The sequence below is a fragment of the Bifidobacterium pullorum DSM 20433 genome, from assembly GCF_000771405.1.
Classification (GTDB): domain Bacteria; phylum Actinomycetota; class Actinomycetes; order Actinomycetales; family Bifidobacteriaceae; genus Bifidobacterium; species Bifidobacterium pullorum.
Genome location: NZ_JDUI01000015.1, coordinates 22,610 through 41,920 on the forward strand (window position 1 = coordinate 22,610; position 19,311 = coordinate 41,920).

The 19,311-nt window shown below is 63.5% G+C and carries 13 protein-coding genes and 1 pseudogene; 2 read left to right on the forward strand and 12 right to left on the reverse strand.

Translation table 11 applies throughout. The features are described 5' to 3' along the window. Positions 1-144: 144 nt before the first annotated feature. The 9 genes from OU11_RS07970 to OU11_RS08010 all read right to left on the reverse strand — a co-directional run bounded on the left by OU11_RS07970 (position 145) and on the right by OU11_RS08010 (position 12,095). Positions 145-1,272, reverse strand: coding sequence for a family 8 glycosyl hydrolase (locus OU11_RS07970; protein ID WP_033515981.1), 1,128 nt, complete (start codon positions 1,270-1,272; stop codon positions 145-147). A gap of 27 nt (positions 1,273-1,299) precedes the next feature. Next, positions 1,300-2,775 (reverse strand): carboxylesterase/lipase family protein, encoded by a 1,476-nt coding sequence (locus tag OU11_RS07975; protein WP_081963536.1) that lies wholly within the window; start codon positions 2,773-2,775, stop codon positions 1,300-1,302. Between the two features lie 34 nt (positions 2,776-2,809). Further along, positions 2,810-4,777 (reverse strand): right-handed parallel beta-helix repeat-containing protein, encoded by a 1,968-nt coding sequence (locus OU11_RS07980; protein ID WP_033515983.1) that lies wholly within the window; start codon positions 4,775-4,777, stop codon positions 2,810-2,812. A gap of 205 nt (positions 4,778-4,982) precedes the next feature. Continuing rightward, positions 4,983-6,602, reverse strand: coding sequence for a glycoside hydrolase family 43 protein (locus OU11_RS07985; RefSeq protein WP_033515984.1), 1,620 nt, complete (start codon positions 6,600-6,602; stop codon positions 4,983-4,985). Between the two features lie 90 nt (positions 6,603-6,692). Then, a complete protein-coding gene (locus tag OU11_RS07990; protein WP_188599645.1) occupies positions 6,693-7,514 on the reverse strand; it encodes an ABC transporter ATP-binding protein in 822 nt (273 codons plus the stop codon). Between the two features lie 11 nt (positions 7,515-7,525). Further along, positions 7,526-8,377: an ABC transporter ATP-binding protein gene (locus OU11_RS07995; protein ID WP_033515985.1), complete on the reverse strand. Its 852-nt coding sequence runs from the start codon at positions 8,375-8,377 to the stop codon at positions 7,526-7,528. A gap of 5 nt (positions 8,378-8,382) precedes the next feature. Then, entirely contained in the window at positions 8,383-9,321 is a 939-nt protein-coding gene (locus OU11_RS08000; RefSeq protein WP_223224089.1) for an ABC transporter permease, read from the reverse strand. An 11-nt stretch (positions 9,322-9,332) separates the two neighbouring features. After that, positions 9,333-10,325, reverse strand: coding sequence for an ABC transporter permease (locus OU11_RS08005; RefSeq protein WP_033507725.1), 993 nt, complete (start codon positions 10,323-10,325; stop codon positions 9,333-9,335). A gap of 78 nt (positions 10,326-10,403) precedes the next feature. Then, positions 10,404-12,095, reverse strand: a complete 1,692-nt coding sequence (locus tag OU11_RS08010) for an ABC transporter substrate-binding protein (protein WP_033515986.1) — start codon at positions 12,093-12,095, stop codon at positions 10,404-10,406. 394 nt (positions 12,096-12,489) lie between these two features. On the opposite strand from OU11_RS08010, the gene OU11_RS08015 reads away from it, so the two are divergent. Continuing rightward, complete coding sequence (locus OU11_RS08015; protein ID WP_033515987.1) at positions 12,490-13,533, forward strand: LacI family DNA-binding transcriptional regulator; 1,044 nt, start codon at positions 12,490-12,492, stop codon at positions 13,531-13,533. 198 nt (positions 13,534-13,731) lie between these two features. Continuing rightward, positions 13,732-14,716 (forward strand): annotated as a pseudogene (locus tag OU11_RS08700) (ISL3 family transposase). A gap of 580 nt (positions 14,717-15,296) precedes the next feature. Here the strand turns inward: OU11_RS08700 and OU11_RS08025 are convergent. From OU11_RS08025 to OU11_RS08035, 3 genes are all read right to left on the reverse strand, one after another. Next, complete coding sequence (locus OU11_RS08025; RefSeq protein WP_033515988.1) at positions 15,297-16,166, reverse strand: carbohydrate ABC transporter permease; 870 nt, start codon at positions 16,164-16,166, stop codon at positions 15,297-15,299. Position 16,167: 1 nt separating this feature from the next. Continuing rightward, entirely contained in the window at positions 16,168-17,205 is a 1,038-nt protein-coding gene (locus tag OU11_RS08030) for a carbohydrate ABC transporter permease (RefSeq protein WP_033515990.1), read from the reverse strand. A 144-nt stretch (positions 17,206-17,349) separates the two neighbouring features. Further along, a complete protein-coding gene (locus tag OU11_RS08035; protein WP_033515991.1) occupies positions 17,350-18,627 on the reverse strand; it encodes an ABC transporter substrate-binding protein in 1,278 nt (425 codons plus the stop codon). Between the last annotated feature and the right edge of the window lie 684 nt (positions 18,628-19,311).

Consider the following 19,311-nt stretch of genomic DNA (forward strand, 5'->3'; position numbering starts at 1 on the left):
GGTTCGGCAGCCACTCTGCCCCGAACCCGTTTGCTCGCACCTCCTTCCCTCTTGTCTCTCGCTGACGCATTGGCGCGTCAGCCTTGTTCCGAACCCATCGAACGGAGCGGCTCCGCAACCGATGGGTTCAAGACTGTCGGCACCTCACCAGGTGCGGTACTCCCCCGCCAGCGCCAGGAACGCGAAGGCGTAGAGGAAGTTGTCGTAGTAGCGGCGCGTGCCGGTGCGGATCGGGGTGTCCCACAGCAGGCGCACCCAGCGGATCGCGTTGTCGAGCGCGTCCGGCTCCTGCGAGTGCATCGCGGCGAGCGAGCCTTCGGCGGTGGCGGCGATGAAGCCGACCGGGTGCAGCACGGTCTCGTCCACCGGCGTGCCGTCGATCGCATACACGCAGGTGCGGTCGTGTTCGAGGAAGAAACGCTGCAGACGCGCATTCGCATCGCACAGTTCCGGCACGACGCCGTTCCACAGGCAGTCCAGCCCGATGTTGCCGGCGGTGCGGTAGGCGTCGGAGTAGAAATGCCAGTGGTCGCGCTCGTCGACGTGCGGCGTGCCATCATAGTTTGAGTATTCGGGGTTCATGCCGGTCTGCGGGTGGCAGGCGGTGACCAGGTACTCGCGGCTCGCCTTGGCGGCCTGCGCCCAGAACGGACGGTCGGCCTCGTCGGCGCGCTCGGCGAACACCTCGTAGAAGTGCGGCAGATGGTAGGACGGGTCGGTCCATTCGGTTTCCGGGATGAACTTGATCAGATGGTTCTCCGGGTTCCACATCGGATAGCCTTCACCGTCCTCGCCCTGGTGCACGCAGGTGTGGAGGATCGAGCGGGCGTGGCGGGAGTACTCGTACACGCCTTCGCCGTCGCCCCATCGCGCGGAGGCCAGGAACAGGTCCATCGCGAAGTATTCCTCGCCGTCCGGGGCCGGACCGTCGGCGTTCGGTACGCCGCTGGGGTCCACAGACCAGGCGAAGTAGCCCTGGTGCAGGCCCTCGGTCATGAACATGTATTTCATGACCCAACCCCACAGCTTGTCGAACACGTCCTTGCGGCCGTACTGCACGGCGATCATCATCGCGTAGCTCATGCCCTCGGTGCGCACGTCGTGGTTGCCGGTGTCCATCACGTACCCCAGGCCTTCGTCGTTCTCCCAGTAAATCTTGTCCGGGCCTTCGAACATCTCATACCAGTTGCGCTCCAGGCGGGCCTGGATGGCCTCGCGGCTGTAGCCGCACTGTTCGAACAGGCTGGTTTCGGAAGCGTTGTGGTCGGTCATCGGTGTTCTCCTTCGTGTTCTCGTGGTTCAGTTGGTCGTCGCGCTGCCCCATTGCAGCAACGCGTTGCGTTCGGCGTTCGTACTCCAGTCGCGGATCATGCGGGTCCGATGGCCGAGGCGCATGGCGTCGTCGCCGAACGGGGCGTACCGCGTCCATTCCGGCAGCGGCGTGCCGTCCGCATCGGGGCCGTTCGGGTCGCCGGTGGCGGCGAAGTTCGTCCAGTAGGCGACCATCCGGCGCGACAGGTCGTAGTGCCATCCGACGAACGGACGCCAGCAGGTGGCCAGCGTGCCGAACGAGAACCACAGTTCCGACGAGTGGAACGCGCCGGCGTCGTCCCCGGGCATGGTCACGTCGAACCGGTAGTAGTACGGCGCCTTGCGGCCGCTGCGGATCCATTCGGCGATCAGTTTGAGGTTGCCGACCTCGCCCGCGGGCAGCTGGGTGCCGTCGGTGTCGGTCTCCATGAACTCGCCGGTGGTGTTGCCCAGCATGATCTCGACCTCGTTCTGTTCCCCGCGTGCGATGGTGCGCGCGAACTGGTCGGTGAGGAACCGCCCGTCCACGCACGGCACCCAGTTGACCATCATCGACCATTCGCCTTCGCGGCCGGAGTCGGGCGGCACCGGCAGGTCCTCGGCCGCCTTGAGCAGGTCCGCGGCCGGCACCTGGCGCGCCTCATCGAGCGAGGAGACGCCCAGCGCGGCGAACAGCCGTTCGGCGTTGCGGTGGGATTGGTCGAAGGACTGCTGCTGGCGGTTGAACAGGCCGAGGCCTGCGCCGGACTGCATGATGGCCCGGCCGAACAGGCCCTTGTTCATCGGCGAGCAGATCTGCGCGAGCACGCTGCCCGCGCCCGCCGACTGGCCGAAGATGGTGATGTTCTCCGGGTCGCCGCCGAACGCGGCGATATGCTCGTGCACCCATTGGATGCCGGCGCGCTGGTCCAGGAGTCCGAAGTTCGCGTACGGCTCGCCGTCCTGACGCGCCTGCGACTGTTCACGCAGCCATTCGTGCGTCAGGAAGCCGAACACGTTGAGTCGGTAGGTCAGGGAGACCACCACCACGCCGCGGCGTGCGAGGGCGGAGGCGTCGAACTCCTTTTCGGCGGTGCAGCCGGACTGGTATGCGCCGCCGTGAATCCACACCATCACCGGCAGCGGGCGATCCGTGCTCACCCGTGTGTCCTCGTCGCTGCCGCGCAGCGCGGGGGTCCACACGTTCAGATAGAGGCAGTCCTCGTCGAGCGCGATGGCGGGGTCCGTGCCCCATTCGCGGTCATAGAACTCGTTCGAGTCTCCCGGTGTGGGCTGCGGACAGGCGGGGGCGAAGTCGTGCGCCGCCAGCGTGCCCGCCCAAGCTGCCACCGGCTGGGGTGCGCGCCAGCGCAGGTCGCCGACCGGCGGCGCGGCGAACGGGATACCACGGAAGACCGTGATCTCGGGTTCCGGTGCCGCAATGCCTTCGACGGCGCCGCAGCCGGTGTGGACGATGCGTAGCATGATCAGCTCCTTTGCTTGTCTGTTCGTGGTGCGCTCAGCGTGCGCGCCGGCCGATCACGAAACGGTTGGTTCCCGGATGCAGTTGCGCGAACGGCCCCGGCGCCACCGTACGGTTCCGCCGCTCGCCGGCGATGTCCGTGTCGAAGAGGATCGGGGTGCCGTTCGGGTTCTCGTACAGTGCCTCGACGATGCGCGGCGTGCCCAGATCCGCGGTGCCGACGATCGGCACGCGTTCGCTCGCCAATGCGGCGGGCACCTCGACGCTCACCACCGGGCCGTCATCGCTCTCATCCACGGCGATGGTCAACGGCGCGTCGATGTGGACCACGTCCCGTTCCTGTTCCGCCACCGGCACGCCGCAGTAGGCGTTGCCGCCGACGTACAACGGCTGCACCGGGGACGGGTCGCCGCCGCCCTGCAGGCCTTCGGCCACCGCCTTGTGGATGCTGGCGACGTATTCCTCCATCGAAGTCGGGTATCCGGCGTAGGCGCCGAGCGCGACCTCGCCGGGGCAGTCCCCGCCGCCGTCGGGCTGGGTGAACACGTTGTTGTAGTAGCGGTCGTCGCCGCCGGAGACGAACGCGCAGCCGGCCACCTCGGTGGTGTGCGGGAAATGGTACGGCGTGGAGCGGTCCATCACACGATGCAGGTCGATGCGGCCGGCGATCAGGTTGTGCACGAACGCGGTGCCCTGCGCGAACTGCTGGAACGTGCAGGGCGAGGCGAAGACGTTGTTGTCGAGCAGGCACGGCCCGTGGGTGACCTCGATCATCAGGTCGCGCACATTGTGGTGGAACACGTTCGCGCTGACGCGCGTGCCCTGCGCCTGCCAGTCAAGCCACAGGCCGAGCGAGCAGTCGTGGATGTCGTTGTGGTGGATCTGCGTGTCCAGCGCGGCGTGGAACTTGATGCCGGCCACCTCCCATCCGAAGAATTCACGCTTGAGGCCGATATGGTGGCAGTGGTTGTAGGCGATCTCGCTGAACGCGCAGCCCATATGGCCGACGATCGCGTTCTGTCCGCAGTGGTGGATGGTGTTGCCGATGACCTGGTGGCCGCCGACCACGCCTTTGGTCCAGCCGACGCGCAGTCCCTTGAACACGGCTTCGAGCTGATACTGGTAGCCGGTCTTGCGTTCGGTGCGGTACCACTCGTTGTCTCCGGTGGAGGCCTCCTTGCCCAGGCAGACCGCCGAGCATTTGGCGTCGTGCAGGATGTTGTCGCGGATGATCCACCCACGCGCCCAGTTGGGGCCGACCATGCCGATCTGCGGGGCCGTCGGCGGCGCCCACGGCGTGGCGGCCTGCGCCATCTCGAATCCGATGACGCTGATGTAGTCGATGTGGGTGCGCGAGGGGAAGAAGCAGCTGCGGCGCACGTTGATCTCGACCATCTCGGCGTTAGGGTCGGCTCCCTGGAAATTGGCCCAGATGGTGGTGGTTTCGGCGCGTTCGTCGACCTCGCAGTACCACACGTAGCGGGTCTGGTCGGGGTCGTCCACCGGACGGGTGACCTGCAGCGCGTTGTCGGTCAGCGTCGTGCGGATCTGCGGGTCGTCGAGCTCGGCGGGGTCGGTGACCTCGTAGAACGACCGGCCGTTGAGGTAGACGTTGCCCAGATGCTTCGGTGCATCGGTGTTGCGGTCCGGCGTGTTCAGCCAGTCGCCGAAGATCGGTTCGAGGTACGGGTTGAACGCGCCGAAGAACGTGTTGGGCAGCGTCACCTTCCATACATTGCCGCGATCGTGCTCCCAGGTGGTGATGCGTTCGGATCCCTTGATGACGGGACGCTCCCCCTCGGCCGCGCGATAGGTGATGCGTTCCAGATCGCTGACGCCGCCGTGGGCGGGATCGACCTGTTCGCGGTAGACGCCCTCATGCACGATGACGGTGTCCCCCGGGCGGGCCAGTTCGGCGGCCTTCGAAATCGTGGCGAACGGGTGCGCGAGGTCGCCCGCGGACAGATCGTCGCCATCGGGACGGACGTGGAACTCGAAAGCCATGATGCTGCAACTCCTTTGTCGTTGGCGTTTGGAAATCCGGCCGCACCGGCGCGGCCACCAATCATACAACGTTATACTTTACGGTTTTTTCAAGCGTTCCCTCGATGCGGGGTGTGCCGGATGTCTTCCGGCTGAGGGAGGGAGACGGGAACCCGCCTCCCTCCGGCGTTGCGCGTCGCCTCCCCCGCCGGAGGGAGGCTGGAACTCACAGCTCCTTGTAGTCGAAGTGGTCGAAGGTGGCCACCTCGCCGTAGCCGGAGTAGTCGACCGCGGCCAGACCCACGAATGCTCCGGTGAAGAAGCCGCCATATGTCTGGTTCACGTAGTCGTCGGAAAGGATCTTCGCATCCAGCTTGACCGGCAGCTCGGTCCAGGTCTGCCCGTCGAACGAGTACTCGTAGGTGTACCACTGGGTGCGCACCTTGGCGCGCAGCCACACACGCTCGACACCCTCGGGCACGACCACGGCGTTCTCGCGCAGGAACGAGGTGTAGTTGTTGCGGTCGTTCTGCGCCACCTCGATCACGCGGCACTTGCGGTCCTCGTCATACGTGACGAATGCCCACGACCAGTGCTGGTCGTTGTAGTAGTTCGTCAGACCGGCCATCGCCTGGTAGGTCTTCGGGTCGAACTCGACGCACGTTTCGGCGTCGAAATCGAACGCCTGCCAGCGGCGGGCCACCAGCGACAGGTCGAAGGTGTTGCACAGCGACCCCTGTCCGATCAGCCTCAGGCTGCCGCCACCGACCGAACCCATCTTCTCGTCGAACGGCACACGCAGCGTATTCCAACGCGGGTCGAGCGTATCGGACTCGAACTCGTCGTGCTGGTTGCGGGTCTCGGGCGCAACCGTCTCGATTGCGTCCTTCGGGGCCTCCACGTAGCGTTCGCCGCCATGGCCACCGACGATGTACGGCCAGCCGTCCTCGTCCCACTCGACCTTCTGGATCGCGGTCTCGCGGCCCAGCGTGCACCAGCCGCGCGGGTCGGTGAACGACTCGGTCTCGTGGTGCCACGGGCGGCCGCACAGCGAGGCGTAGTACCATTCGCCGGACGGGGTGTCCACCAGGGCGCCGTGGCCCTGCTTCTGCAGGTAGCTGCGCGGGGTGTCGAAATTCGTGATGAACGGGTTCGTGGGCGAGGCCTCGAACGAGAGCTCATCGAGCGTGCGGGAGCGTGCCACGACCTCCTGGTGGGTCCACACGGTGCCGCCCTCGGCCGCGAACAGGTAGTACCAGCCGTTGATCTTGTACAGGTGCGGGCCCTCGACGAGCTTGACGTCGTCGCCCATCCAGATCGTGCGGGCCGTCTCCGGCTTCAGCTGCATCGTCTCGACGTCGAACTCGGTCAGCGTGATGCCGTGGAACGCATGCTTGTATTCACGGTGATCCCAGGTCTGCTGCACCAGGTACTTGCGGCCGTCGTCGTCATGGAACAGGCTGGCGTCGAAGCCCACGCCGTTGACGCGAATCGGACCGGACCACGGGCCGTGGATGTCCTCGGTGGTGGCCAGGTAGTTGGTGCAGTCCTTGAACGCGCCGTTGACGACCTTCACGTCGGTGTAGATCAGCCAGAACTTGCCGTCGGCGTAGCTCAGGTCCGGGGCCCAGATGCCGCCGGAGGCCGAGTTGCCGCGCATGTCGAGCAGCTCGGTGGTGTTCAGCGCGGCGGGCAGCGGGTTCCAGTGGACCATGTCCTTGGATTCGTGCAGCTGCACGCCGGGGAACCATTCGAAAGTGGAGTTGGCGATGTAGTAAGTGTCACCGACGCGGATCATCGAGGGATCGGCGTGGAAGCCGGTGAGCACGGGGTTGGAGATCTTCATCATTGAATCCTTTGGTACGGCCGCGTCGGCCCTCCCGGGACGCGGCATTGGAAAAGGGCCGGCACGCGACCGGTGCCGGCCCGGTTGCCGTCATTGACGGGCGCGTTCCGCGCGGACCTTCGCGAAATGCTTCTCCGGGTCCGGGGCGGCGGCGAGCAGCACCTTGGTGTACTCCTGCTGCGGGTGGAGGATCACGTCGTCGGCGGGACCGTGCTCGACGATGTCGCCGTGGTACATCACCATGATCTCGTCGGAGAAGTGGCGTGCGGTCGCCAGATCATGGGTGATGTACAGCATGCCGATGTGCTCCTCCTGCTGGATGCGGGAGAGCAGGTTCAGCACGCCCAACCGCAGCGACACGTCCAGCATCGACACCGGCTCGTCGGCGATGAGTACCTTGGGCTGGGGCGCCAGGGCGCGCGCGATGGCGACACGCTGGCGCTGGCCGCCGGACAGCTCGTGGGGCCTGCGGTACATGAACTTCGTCGCCGGGGTGAGCTCCACTCGCTCGAGCAGCTCGATGACCTTCTGTTCGTATTCCTCGCGGCTGTTCGCCAGATGGTTGAGCATCAGCGGACGGGCGATGTGATGGAAGATCGTGTGGTACGGGTTCAGCGAGGCGAACGGGTCCTGGAACACCATCTGGACGTTGTGACGGTACTCGTACAGCTTCCTGCCGTGCGTGGGGACTGGCTCGCCGTCCAGCGTGATGGTGCCGGACGTGGGCGTCTCCAGGCAGGTGATCATCCTCGCGATGGTCGACTTGCCGGATCCGGACTCACCGACCAGCGCGATCGTCTTGTCCGACGGCAGTTCGAACGTCGCATCCTTCACCGCGTGGATGGTGGTGGTCTTCAGTCCGTCGCGGAGCTTGAAGTCCTTCTTGACGTGGTCGAGTTTCAGTACTGACATTGCTGCTCCCTTCACTTCTTGCGGGGAACGCGGACGAACGAGCCGCGGTCTCCCGTCAGCGACGGGAACGAGCTCAGAAGCCGCTGGGTGTACGGATGCTGCGGGTTGAAGTACACATCCTCGGACACGCCCTGCTCCACGATGACGCCGTCCTTCATCACCGCGATCTTGTCGGTGATCTCGAGCAGCATCGGCAGATCGTGGGTGATGAAGATGACGGAGAAGCCCTTCTCGCGGCGCAGCTCCGATATCTCCTCGATGATCTCACGCTGCACGACGACGTCGAGCGCCGTGGTCGGTTCGTCCATGATGATGAGCTGCGGTTCGAGGGCCAGCGCCATCGCGATCATCACGCGCTGGCGCATGCCGCCGGACAGCTCGAACGGGTACGCCGCCAGACGGTTCGGATCAACGTTGACCATCTCCAGCAGATGGGCGCAGCGATCGTGGCGCTCCTTCTTCGGCATGTCCGGACGGTGCGTCTTGTAGATGTCAGCGAGCTGCTTCTCGATCTTGGTCACCGGGCTCAGCGAGTTCATCGCGCCCTGGAACACCATCGAGGTCTTCTCCCATCGGTACTCGCGCAGCGCCTTGCCGGACAACTTGCGGATGTCGATGTCAGTGCCGGACTTGTCATGGAAGATGACCGTGCCGGAGTTGATCTTGCCGGGCTCCTTCAGCATCTGGTTGATGCTGTAGGCCAGCGTGGTCTTGCCGCAGCCCGATTCGCCGGCTAGGCCGAGCATTTCGCCGCGGCGCAGTTCGAAGCTCGCGTTCTGGACGGCGTGCACCGGGGTGTCGGTGTCGTAGATGACATCGAGGTTCTTGACCGTGAGCAGGACGTTGGGATCTTGTGTCGTCATCACACTCACCTCTTCTTCTTTCCCTTGTTCTTCTTCGATGAGGTCTTGCGCAGACGCGGGTTGATGACCTCGTCGATGGAGAAGTTGATGAAGGACAGGCCCGCGCCGATGATGGCGATCATCAGGCCCGGCGGCAGGAACCACCACCAGGCGCCAGTGTTCAGCGCCGAGCCGTTCTGCGCATAGAACAGCATCGTGCCCAGAGAGTACGAGGAGGTCGAGCCCAGGCCGATGAAGGACAGCGACGACTCGCTCAGGATCGCCATGATGACGGCGAACACGAACTGCGAGCCGATGACCGGCAGCAAGTTCGGCAGGATCTCGACGGTGATCACGCGCCACGGGCGTTCGCCGGCGATCTTCGCGGCGAGCACGTAGTCGCGGCCGCGCATCGACAGCGTCTGCGCCCTGAGCACGCGGGCCGAGCCGGCCCACGCGGTGATCGAGATGACGATGACCAGCATCATGGTGCCCTTGCTCGGCATCAGCGCGGCAATCACGATGGTCAGCGGCAGACCGGGGATCACCAGCATGATGTTGGTGATCAGGGAGAACAGATCGTCCCAGATGCCCCCGATGTAGGTGCCGAGCACGCCGAAGATGAACGACATCGCGGTGGCTATGATGCCGACCGAGAAGCCGATGGTCAGCGAGCCGCGGACCGAGTAGCCGAGCTGGGTGAACACGTCCTGGCCGGACTGCGTGGTGCCGAGCCAGTGCTGGGCGGACGGCGCGGACAGACCGATGTCGTTGATCTTGTTGGGATCCTTAGTGAAGATTGGGACCACGATGGCGAAAAGCACCATCAGGCCGACGATGGTCAGGCCGGCGATCAGCTTCGGGGACCGCTCGGGCAGCACCCTCTTGACCGAATCCCAGATAGGATGGCGCCGCTTGGGGACGACGGTCTTCGCGGCGGAAGTGGCGGTATTCATTTCAGACATTGCCTCTCACCTCAGTTCTGCTGCCGGGTTCGCGGATCGATGATGCCGTAGAGCAGGTCGATGATGAGGTTCACCACCAGGACCGTCACCGTGATGATCAGGAAGATGCCCTGCATCAGCGCGTAGTCGTTGCTCTGCACGGCCTGCAGCAGCATCTGGCCGACGCCCGGGTAGGAGAACACCTGCTCGGTGAGCAGTGAGCCGCCCACGACGGCGCCAATCGACGTGCCGAAGCCAGAGATCGAGGGAAGCACGGCGTTGCGGGCCGCGTAGCACATCATGACGCGACGCGGGCTCAGGCCCTTGGCCTCGGCCGTGACGATGTAGTCCTCGGACAGCGTGGAGACCATCATGTTGCGCATGCCGACGACGCCCATGCCCAGTGAGCTGATCAGGATGGTCAGCGCCGGCAGCGCCGCGTATTCGAGCGCGCTCAGGAAGAAGTCCAGCGTCGGTCCCGGCACGACCTCCCTGTAGTTGTATCCGCCGGCCTGCGGGAACCAGTGCAGGATGCGGGCGAACAGCCAGATGAAGATGAGCGCCAGCCAGAAGTACGGGACGGACTGCAGCACCGTCGCCACCGGGGAGACGATGTTGTCGAAGACGCCGCCGTGCCTCCATCCGGCCCAGATGCCGAGCGCCTGCTGAATGAAGAAGGAGATCACCGTCGTGGTGCCGACCAGCGCGATGGTCCACGGCAGGGCCGAGGCGATGGACGTGGTCACCTGATTGGGGAAGTACAGGACGGACACGCCCCAGTTGCCGGTGAAGATGTTCTTCAGGTAGTCGATGTACTGCTGGATGATGTTGCCACCGTCCTGGCCGAGCATGGCGGTCACCGCCGCCCTGGTCTCCGGGGCCACGGTGCCGCCGCGCGACGCCAGCCTGTTCAGCACCGCCGCGACGGGATCGCCGGGCATCATGCGCGGGATGGCGAAGTTCAACGTCAGCGCCGCGAACAACGCCACCAGGTAGAATCCTATCTTTCTCAGGTAGAACTTCATTGTTGCCTCACTTGGTCGAAAACGGTGCGCGGCGGCTCCGTGCGGCGGCGCCGCGCACCGGTGGTTCGAACGCTCAGATCACTGCTTGACCTTGAGGTTCTTCAGGACGATGCCCAGGTCGGGGTTGGCCCAGGTCTGGGGATTGGCGTAGACGTTGTCGTTCGTCGGCCAACCGGTCACCTTGTCGGTCCACATCTCGGTGAGGCCGGACTGGCGGAGAATCGGGATGTACGGCATGTCCTGGAACACCTGGTTCTGGATCTTCTCGTACTCCTCGGTCTTCACGTTGACGTCCGTGGTGCCGTTGATGACGTTGAGCGCGTCATCGACGGTCTGGTTGCTGTAGCGGGCGTAGTTCGGCCAGGCGCTTTCGCCGACCGGGGCGGTGGAGTTGGTCGCATAGAACTGGTTGTAGAACATCCAGGGTTCGGCGCCCGCGACCCACAGGCCGTAGACCGACATCTCGAACTCGCCCTGCTGCATGGCCTGGGTCCATTCGTTGGAGGACATCTGGTCGGCGTGGATCTCGATGCCGGCCTCCTTGAGCTGCTGGGCCGCCACGTTGATCGTGTTGATCCAGTCAGAGTAGTCGCTCTGGACCGCCACGGCGATGCTCAGCTTCACGCCGTCCTTCTGGTAGATGCCGTCGTCGCCCTTGGTGTAGCCGGCGTCCTCGAGGATCTTCGTCGCCTCGTCGACGCGGGCCTCACCCGGAATGGGCGAATCGGGGACGTCCTCGGACATGTACTTGGTGAACTGTCCGTAGGGGTAGAGCGAGCCGGCGAGCTCGCTGTACTGGTCGTTCAGCGCGAGCTTGTTGATCTGGTCGCGGTCGAGCGCGTAGTAGATGGCCTTACGGACCGCCGGATCGGTGATCGGGCCGGTGCAGCCGAGGTCGGCGTTCGAGCAGGTCATGAAGGCCATCTGGCTGGAGGGCACGTCGACGGTCGCGATGTCCGGGTAGCCGGAGAGCACCTGGTCCATGTTCGGGAAGATCGCCGACATCCAATCGACGTCGCCGCCGGTCAGCGCGTTCTGCGAGGCCTGGGTGCCGCCGGTGATCAGCACGTAGCGCACGCCGTCCACCTCGGGCTTGCCGTCTTCCCAGTAGTACGGGTTCTTCATGAACGTATAGGCGGTCGGGGAGAAGTTGCCGCCTTCGACGGTGAACGGGCCGGAGCCGACCGCGTCCTCGTTGGTGTAGGTCACCGGATCGTCGATGTTCTCCCAGATGTGCTTCGGGACGATCATCGTGCCGGACAGGTAGGACAGCGCGTTCACCGACTCGGACTTGTCGAGGGTGATGCGGACCTCGGTGTCGCTCAGTACCTCGGCGGTGCCGGCGAAGCCGCTGGTGTTCAGCGAGGCGTTGGAATCGACCAGGTTGAAGGTGTAGGCCACGTCCTCGGCGGTGTAGGGTTCGCCGTCGGACCACTTCTCGCCCTCGCGAATCTTGACGTCGATGGTCTTGGCGTCGTCGCTGATCGTGTAGGACTCGCCCATCAGCGGCTCGAGCTGGGTCGGGTCGTCCTTGAGGTTGTTCATGAAGAACAGCGGCTCGTACAGGGCGCCGACCACGCCGGAAAGGGCCGTCGGGGAGAACGGGTTGTAGTTCAGCGACGCCTGGGAAGACGAGTTCATCACGCTGTTGATAATGACCTGGTCGGACTGCGGACTGCCGCCGCCGTCGCTGCCGCATGCCCCCATCGACAGCGTCATCAGGCCGGCCACGGCCAGGGCCGCCGCCTTTCGCCATCTCTTTGTGTTCATCTTCGAACTCCTTTGCTGTGGAATTGAGAAGGTTCGGGTTATTCGCTATAAATAGTCCGAAATTTCGATTTCTTCTCTCGAAACAATTTACAGCATAAGTTTAGTTAATTCATTTGTCAAACTTAAGACACTGGCATGAAAGGTGCTCAAAATTGTTGATTTTCCGGTATTTTTTCACATCACACCGTGTCCTTTTGTCCACAATATGAGAGAAATTCGAAAATAATTCAGTATTTTCGATGATATTTCACCTATCGGCGACCCCGACGCGCCGCTAAACCAGCCACACTGTTGAAATATCATTATACTCGAAAGCAGTTGAAGGATGCGCTGGTGGAATACCGATAATTTCGTCGTTCCGTCACCGTCAGACGCCCACCCCCAAGGAACACCCATGTCAGATTCGCAGACGACACCCGGCAGCGGCCATACGGTCCAGCTCTCCGACATCGCCAAGGCCACGGGATTCTCCCTCGCCACGGTGTCCAAGGTGCTCAACGGACGGACCGACGTCGCGCCGCAGACCAGGAAAACCATCGAGGAGGCGCTTCGGGCCAGCGGCTACACCAAGCGCATCTCCACCACCAAGAACCGCAAGCTCATCGAAGCCGTGTTCCAGAACTTCGACAACATCTGGTCGCTGGAGGTGCTGCGCGGCATCGTGCACGAGGCCAGCGCCCATGAGATGAGCGTCGTCACCACCGAAAGCGGCGACCGCTCGCACCCCGATTCCCGGTGGGTCGAAGGCGTGCTGCGCCGGCAGCCGCTCGGCGTGGTGCTGATCTTCTCGAACCTCACCGAATCGGAGAAATCACGCCTGCAGGCGTTCAACATCGACTATGTCACGCTCGACCCGGCCGGCGACCCCTCCCCCGACAACCTCTCCGTACAGGCCGACAACTGGACCGGCGGCCTCATCGCCACCCGTCACCTGCTCTCCCTGGGGCACACCCGCATCGGCATCATCACCGGACCGAACTCCATGCTGTGCTCCAAGGCGCGACTCGACGGCTACAAGGCGGCCCTGGACGAGCACGACATCCCCTTCGACCCCGACCTGGTGCGCGAAGGCGACTTCTCCACGGCCGGCGGCTACCTGCAGGGACTGTCGCTGCTCAAGAACTCCGCCAAACGCCCCACGGCCATCTTCGCCGGCAGCGACCTGCAGTCCATGGGCGTCTACGAGGCGGCGCGCACGCTGGATCTGAGGATCCCCGAGCAGCTGTCCGTCATCGGATTCGACGACGTGCAGACGGCGGCGTACATGGGCCCGGCGCTGACCACGGTCCGCCAGCCGCTGCAGGACATGGCCGCCGCGGCCGTGCGCATGATCATCGACAAACCGCACGGTCGACCGATCCAGAACCGCTCCATCTACCCGACCACGCTGATCGTCCGGGACAGCACGCGCCCACTGGAGATCAGCGAACCGCACTGAGCGGTCCCACGCGTTCGGCGAACTTGCATGATGGATCGTATCAACTCTCCAAAACCTTGATATTGCAATGATTACAGGCTCTTCCGGTTTTCGTGTGTGTGATGGGGGAGCCGTGGGGCATCATGGTTGGTTGTGCAAAAGATAACCGAAGATGCCTCACGGCCTGTACGCGAGTTTAGCAGGTTCGACGGGGATGCGTTGTTGGGGTTGGATTCTCTGGGATTGAGGGGCGTGGCACAGCGTCATGTGCCATGTGGCGGCCGGGGCGGCGTGTGGGAGATCCGTTGCGAGCCCATTGAGCCGGCGAGGGTCTGCCGGGATTGCGGGGTGCCGGCGCCGGTGCGCAGCTCGCGTTGGCGCCGCTTCGTCCACGTGCCGTTGGGCAAGGCCGGGGTCCGGCTGCTGGTCCGCTGCCGGCGTTACGAATGCCGCGGGTGCGGCGGCGCGTGGGAGGACGACCTGTCGCGCGTGGCCGCGGACGGGCGGCGGCTGACGGAACGGGCCGCGTGGTGGGCGGTCGCCTCCGTGGTGCTGGACGCGATGAGCGTGCGCAGTGTGGCGGCGACGCTGGGGTGTTCGTGGGATTGCGCGAACGACGCGGTCCTGGCCAAGGGCATGAAGCATCTGGCCGGCGACGAACACCGCCTGGACGGGGTCACCCACCTGGGCGTGGACGAGCACGTGTGGCGGCACACGCCCCGTGGCTCCAGATACGTGACCGTGGTCGTGGACCTGACGCCCAGGAGGGACGGGCGGCCGGCCCGTCTCCTGGACGTGGCCGAGGGCAGGAGCGGCACGGCGTTCGCCGGATGGTTCGCCTCCCGCTCCGAGGAGTTCAGAAGGAACGTGCGGGTCGTGGCGATGGACGCGTTCGCCGGATACAAGCACGCCGTCATGAAGGCCGTGCCCCACGCCAGGGAGGTCCTCGACCCGTTCCACGTCGTCAGGCTCGCCGGCGACAAGCTCACCCAATGCCGCCAACGCCTCCAGCAGGAGGCCACCGGCAGGCGCGGCACGAAGCAGGACCCGCTGTACCGGGCCCACCGAAGCCATCAACGGCCGGCTCGAACACCTGCGCGGCATCGCCCTCGGCTTCACCAACCTCGGCAACTACATCACCCGAAGCCTCCTGCACGCCGGAGGATTCAAACAAACCATACAAAACCAGATCAACCAACCATGAACCCCGATCACACACACGAAAACCGGAAGAGCCAGATTACCACGAGAACAGACAACTGTACCCGGCCAAATTTCTACTAAATGAATTGACGGGATATCGCATCAGCAATCGTTCCCTCTGCTGTAATTGTCTGCATTGCGTCGACGTCCACCGCATCCCGGGACGTCGTCCAATCACAGCGATGAATGACAACGCCAACGCTTCAGCGATTGCCCTGCCGCATCCTTGGTCCGGCCGACGCGCAGGCCTTTGAACACGGTTTCAAACTGAAACCGATAGCCGGTCTTACGTTCGACCAGACCGCAAATCGCGCAACGTTGTATTATATCGTTTTTCTAATATTTATCTCTCGATGAGGGGACGGCTGACAACATCAGCGGGAAAGCGGGATTCATTTTCAGGTTGTACAGCGATCCGTAGTCGATCAGTTTTGAACAGTCCATCATCAATACGGATATCAACGGATTCGTCTAGAACCCAGCGAGCAATGTATTGGAGATCTTCGTGCTCCATATCAGGAAGGGCACCCCCTTCTTGGGGGTGCCCTTCCTGATGACCAATCAGCTTTTGACTGCGCCGATTAGCCCTTGACGGCGCCGGTCAGACCGCCGACGATCTTCTTCTGGAAGATCGTGAAGCAGATCAGGGCCGGCAGCATGGCCAGCGACGTAAACGCCAGCACGGCGGCCGTATCGACCGAATGCTCCGAGCTGAACATGGACACGCCGAGCGGCAAGGTGTAGTTGTCGGAGCTGCTCAGGACGAACAACGGCAGCATGTAGCCGTTCCAGCTGCCCACGAACTGCAGGATGCCGACGGTGGCCACGCCCGGCATGGCCAGCGGGATGACCATGCGCCAGAAGAAGCCGAGACGCGAGCAGCCGTCGAGCAGCGCCGCCTCCTCAAGCTCGTTCGGGATGGACTGCAGGAAGGGCACCAGGATGATGATGGTCTGCGGCAGGCCGAACGCGATCTGCGGCAGGATGATGCCGGCGAGCGAGTTCGACAGGCCGAGGTTGCGGATCATCAGGTACAGCGGCGTGATGCCGACGGTCATCGGGAACATCAGGCCCGCCGAGAACAGCGAGTACATGAGCGGCGCGTACTTGAACTTGTAACGCGCGATCACGTAGCTGACCATGATGCCGAGCACGACCACGCCCAGCATGGTGAAGATCGCGACGATCAGCGAGTTCTTGAGCTCGACCCAGAAGGTGTCGCTCTGCGCCACATTGACGTAGTTCTGGATGACCCACGGATCCGGCAGACCCGACGGGTTGTTGGTGATCTGCGAGTTGGTGCGGAAGCCACCGATGATGATGTACAGCACCGGGACCGTGCAGATCGCGACCAGAATCACCGAGAGCAGATAGACGACCGGGTGGCCCCACGGGGTCTTCTGCGAGACGCGGTAACCGTTGGCCTTGGTGTATTGAGTGTTCTTGGCCATCTCACTTCACCTCGCTTGCAGCCAGCCGCTGCGCTTCCTTGGCGCGCTTGGCGGCGCGCTTCTTGGCCTGCTTCTGTTCGGTCAGGGCACCTTCCAGATCGCGGTTGAGCACGAACTTCTGATAAACGAGCGCCACGACCAGGGAGATGATGAAGATGATGATCGCGACGGCGGAACCGTAACCGTAGTTGCCGGAATCGCGGCCGTTGCGCACCATGTAGGTAGCCATCGTCGAGACGCCTGCGGTCTCGGAGATGTAGCTGCCCCAGATGATGTTGACCAGATCGAACAGCTGCAGCGAGCCGATCATCGACAGGAACACCCAGATACGCAGGGTGGGGGCCAGCAGCGGCAGCGTGATGCTCCACTGGGTCTGCCAGAAGCCGGCGCCATCGACCTTGGCCGCCTCGTACAGCTCCTCCGGGATGGATTGCATGCCGGCGAGCATGAGGATGACGGCGAAGCCGATGTACTTCCAGCTGATGATGACCAGCAGCGTGATCATGGCGATCTTCGGGTCGGCGAGCCAGTCGGGACCGTCGATGCCGATGTAGGACAGCAGCTCGTTGACGGCGCCGGTCTTCTGCAGCAGCAGGCTCCAGCCGGTGCCGACGATGACCTCGGAGATCACGTACGGCACGAAGATGAGCGTACGGACCAGACCGCGGCCCTTGAACTTCTGATTGAGCAGCAACGCGAACAGGATGGCGACCGGGGCCTGAATGACCAGCGAGCCGATGACCACGATGAACGTGTGGCCGAGGGCGGCCTGGAAGGTCGGATCCTTAAGCGCGGTGATGTAGTTGTCAAGGCCGGCGAACTCACCGGTCTCGGACGGCATGCCGAAACCCTTCCACCGGTAGAAGCCGTAGTAGAAACCGAGAATCAGCGGCAGGATGACGAAGCCGACGAATACGATGATGGCCGGCGCCGCAAGCAAAAGTATTTCGAGGTTGCGCTGCAGCTTGCCATTGCTCGGCTTCTTCTCCTTCTTGGCGGAACGGGGCCGGGCCGCTTCCGCTTGGATTGCACTTGTCATGGCATCTCCATTGATTGTCTGTTGAATGCTGTGAAAAGGGACGGCGGCCGGAACCGGTCGGGGGTGGTCCGTGTCTTCTTCGGTCCGAACCATTCGCCCGTCGGTTCCGGCCGCCGTATTCAGTCAGAGCGTGCCTCGGCTATATCAGCCCTTGGCAGCGGCGTCGTTCATCGCCTTGACGATGTCCTCCGGGGTACCAGTACCGGAGAGCATGTTCACCACGCCGGTGTTCAGCGCGGTGCCGATGTTGGCGCCGAGCGAGCTGTCCATCCACAGCTTCATGCCATCGGAGGCGTTGAGAGCCTCAATCAGGCCAGCCAGGCTCTCATCTTCAACGTCGGCCTGCGATTCGGCGCTGGCCGGGATTGTGGAGAATGCGGTGGCATACTTGTCCTGCCACTCCTTCTCAGCCATCTTGTTCACGAAATCGATTGCAATCTCCGGGGCCTCCGGGTTCACGCCGAAGCTGGTGGCGGCACCCATCAGGGCGCCCTCCTCACCCTCGCCACCCTCAACGGACGGGAAGGCGAAGAAGCCGAGGTCGGCCATCGGCTGCTGGTCCGGGGTCAGATCCTTGAGCACGCCCGGCTCCCAGGTGCCCATAAGCTCCATGGCGGCCTTGTGATTGGCCAGCAGACCGGCCGACGAGCTCGCGCCCTGCTGGGCGGTGGTGGTCAGGTAGCCCTCGTTGAAGTAGCCAGCGTCGTTGAGCTCCTGCAGCTTCTCGCCCGCAGCGGTCCAGCATTCGGCGGAGAAGTCCTTGTTGGCCATGCTCTCCTCGTAGACGTCCGGCGAGCAGATGCGCAGGGACAGCCAGTAATACCAGTGAGCGGCCGGCCAGGCATCCTTGGCGCCGACGGCGATCGGGTCGATGCCGGCGTCCTTGAGCTTCTGGCAGGCATCCATCAGCTCCTCCCAGGTGGTCGGAGCCTCGGTGATGCCGGCCTGGGCGAACAGATCCTTGGAGTACCAGATGCCGCCGGGCTGGACGGTGGTCGGCACGCCGTAGATCTTACCGTCATACGTCGCCGAGTCGAGCGAGGCGGCCATCTGAGTCTTGACGGTGTCACTGATCTTGTCGGTCAGGTCCATGAGCTGGCCGGCGTCAATCATGTCCTGGTCCTTCTGTCCACCGAGGGTCATGAACACGTCCGGGCCGGAACCCAGATCCTGCATGGCGGTAGTCAGCTTGCCCTCGAAGTCCTCATTCTGGATGGCCTCGATCTGGACGGTGACGCCCTCGTGCTCCGACTCGAACGCCGCGGCGAAATCCTCCCAGTACTGACGACCGTCACCTGCGGTGGCGTTGTGCCAGAACACGATGGTGTTGTCGTCGGCGGACGAGCCTCCGCCGCCGCAGGCGGCCATGCCCAGCACGGCAGCGGCCGAAACACCGGCGGCCAGAATCCTCTTAAACTTCATCGTTCCTCCTATATGCCGTTCGAAACCGCAGCCACCTCGGCGACCCGACGCAGCATCCTTTCTCCCGGGCTCAGGAACCTTCCGCCGTTGTGCAGCGTTACGGCCCGTCGAACCCGATCGCCTCGCGATTCCGAATTCTAATATTCCGAAAACTTTCATTGTTTTCGATAGAAAACATACTATCGCGAGTTAGTTAAATCGTCAAACTTACAGCGCGCGGCGTGTCGCGGCCCACGCCCTAAACCCACTCCCACACACCCCGCCTACCGCAGAAGCATCGGTGCAAACGTTTGACATCACTTGATTACGGCATTATTTCAGTCTTTCGCACATCCCCCACACCGCCCAGCACCCCCATCAAGCAGCCACACATCACCCGCCCAGACATCTACCGCCGTCTCAACAGCCACCGACGACACTCTACATTCAACACTTTCCGAAGATTTTCGAAAGTTTTCGACGCTTTCATGTTTTCAGACGGCACTCTTCGTGTGTTGTCGAAAATTTCGATATACTGGACTCCGGTATTCACGAATACGTTGTACGTCATATCGTAGAAGGGGTTGCATATGCCCGACACCGCACGTCGTCACCGAGCGTCGTCCAAATCCACGCAGCTGGCCGACATCGCCGAACGCACCGGGTATTCCCTGGCCACGGTGTCCAAGGTGCTCAACGGACGGA

Bases quoted from the DNA above. Each gene is read 5' to 3' on its own strand.
- OU11_RS07970 (WP_033515981.1), bottom strand. From the start codon at position 1,272: ATGACCGACCACAACGCTTCCGAAACCAGCCTGTTCGAACAGTGCGGC.
- OU11_RS07975 (WP_081963536.1), bottom strand. From the start codon at position 2,775: ATGCTACGCATCGTCCACACCGGCTGCGGCGCCGTCGAAGGCATTGCG.
- OU11_RS07980 (WP_033515983.1), bottom strand. From the start codon at position 4,777: ATGGCTTTCGAGTTCCACGTCCGTCCCGATGGCGACGATCTGTCCGCG.
- OU11_RS07985 (WP_033515984.1), bottom strand. From the start codon at position 6,602: ATGAAGATCTCCAACCCCGTGCTCACCGGCTTCCACGCCGATCCCTCG.
- OU11_RS07990 (WP_188599645.1), bottom strand. From the start codon at position 7,514: ATGTCAGTACTGAAACTCGACCACGTCAAGAAGGACTTCAAGCTCCGC.
- OU11_RS07995 (WP_033515985.1), bottom strand. From the start codon at position 8,377: ATGACGACACAAGATCCCAACGTCCTGCTCACGGTCAAGAACCTCGAT.
- OU11_RS08000 (WP_223224089.1), bottom strand. From the start codon at position 9,321: ATGTCTGAAATGAATACCGCCACTTCCGCCGCGAAGACCGTCGTCCCC.
- OU11_RS08005 (WP_033507725.1), bottom strand. From the start codon at position 10,325: ATGAAGTTCTACCTGAGAAAGATAGGATTCTACCTGGTGGCGTTGTTC.
- OU11_RS08010 (WP_033515986.1), bottom strand. From the start codon at position 12,095: ATGAACACAAAGAGATGGCGAAAGGCGGCGGCCCTGGCCGTGGCCGGC.
- OU11_RS08015 (WP_033515987.1), top strand. From the start codon at position 12,490: ATGTCAGATTCGCAGACGACACCCGGCAGCGGCCATACGGTCCAGCTC.
- OU11_RS08025 (WP_033515988.1), bottom strand. From the start codon at position 16,166: ATGGCCAAGAACACTCAATACACCAAGGCCAACGGTTACCGCGTCTCG.
- OU11_RS08030 (WP_033515990.1), bottom strand. From the start codon at position 17,205: ATGACAAGTGCAATCCAAGCGGAAGCGGCCCGGCCCCGTTCCGCCAAG.
- OU11_RS08035 (WP_033515991.1), bottom strand. From the start codon at position 18,627: ATGAAGTTTAAGAGGATTCTGGCCGCCGGTGTTTCGGCCGCTGCCGTG.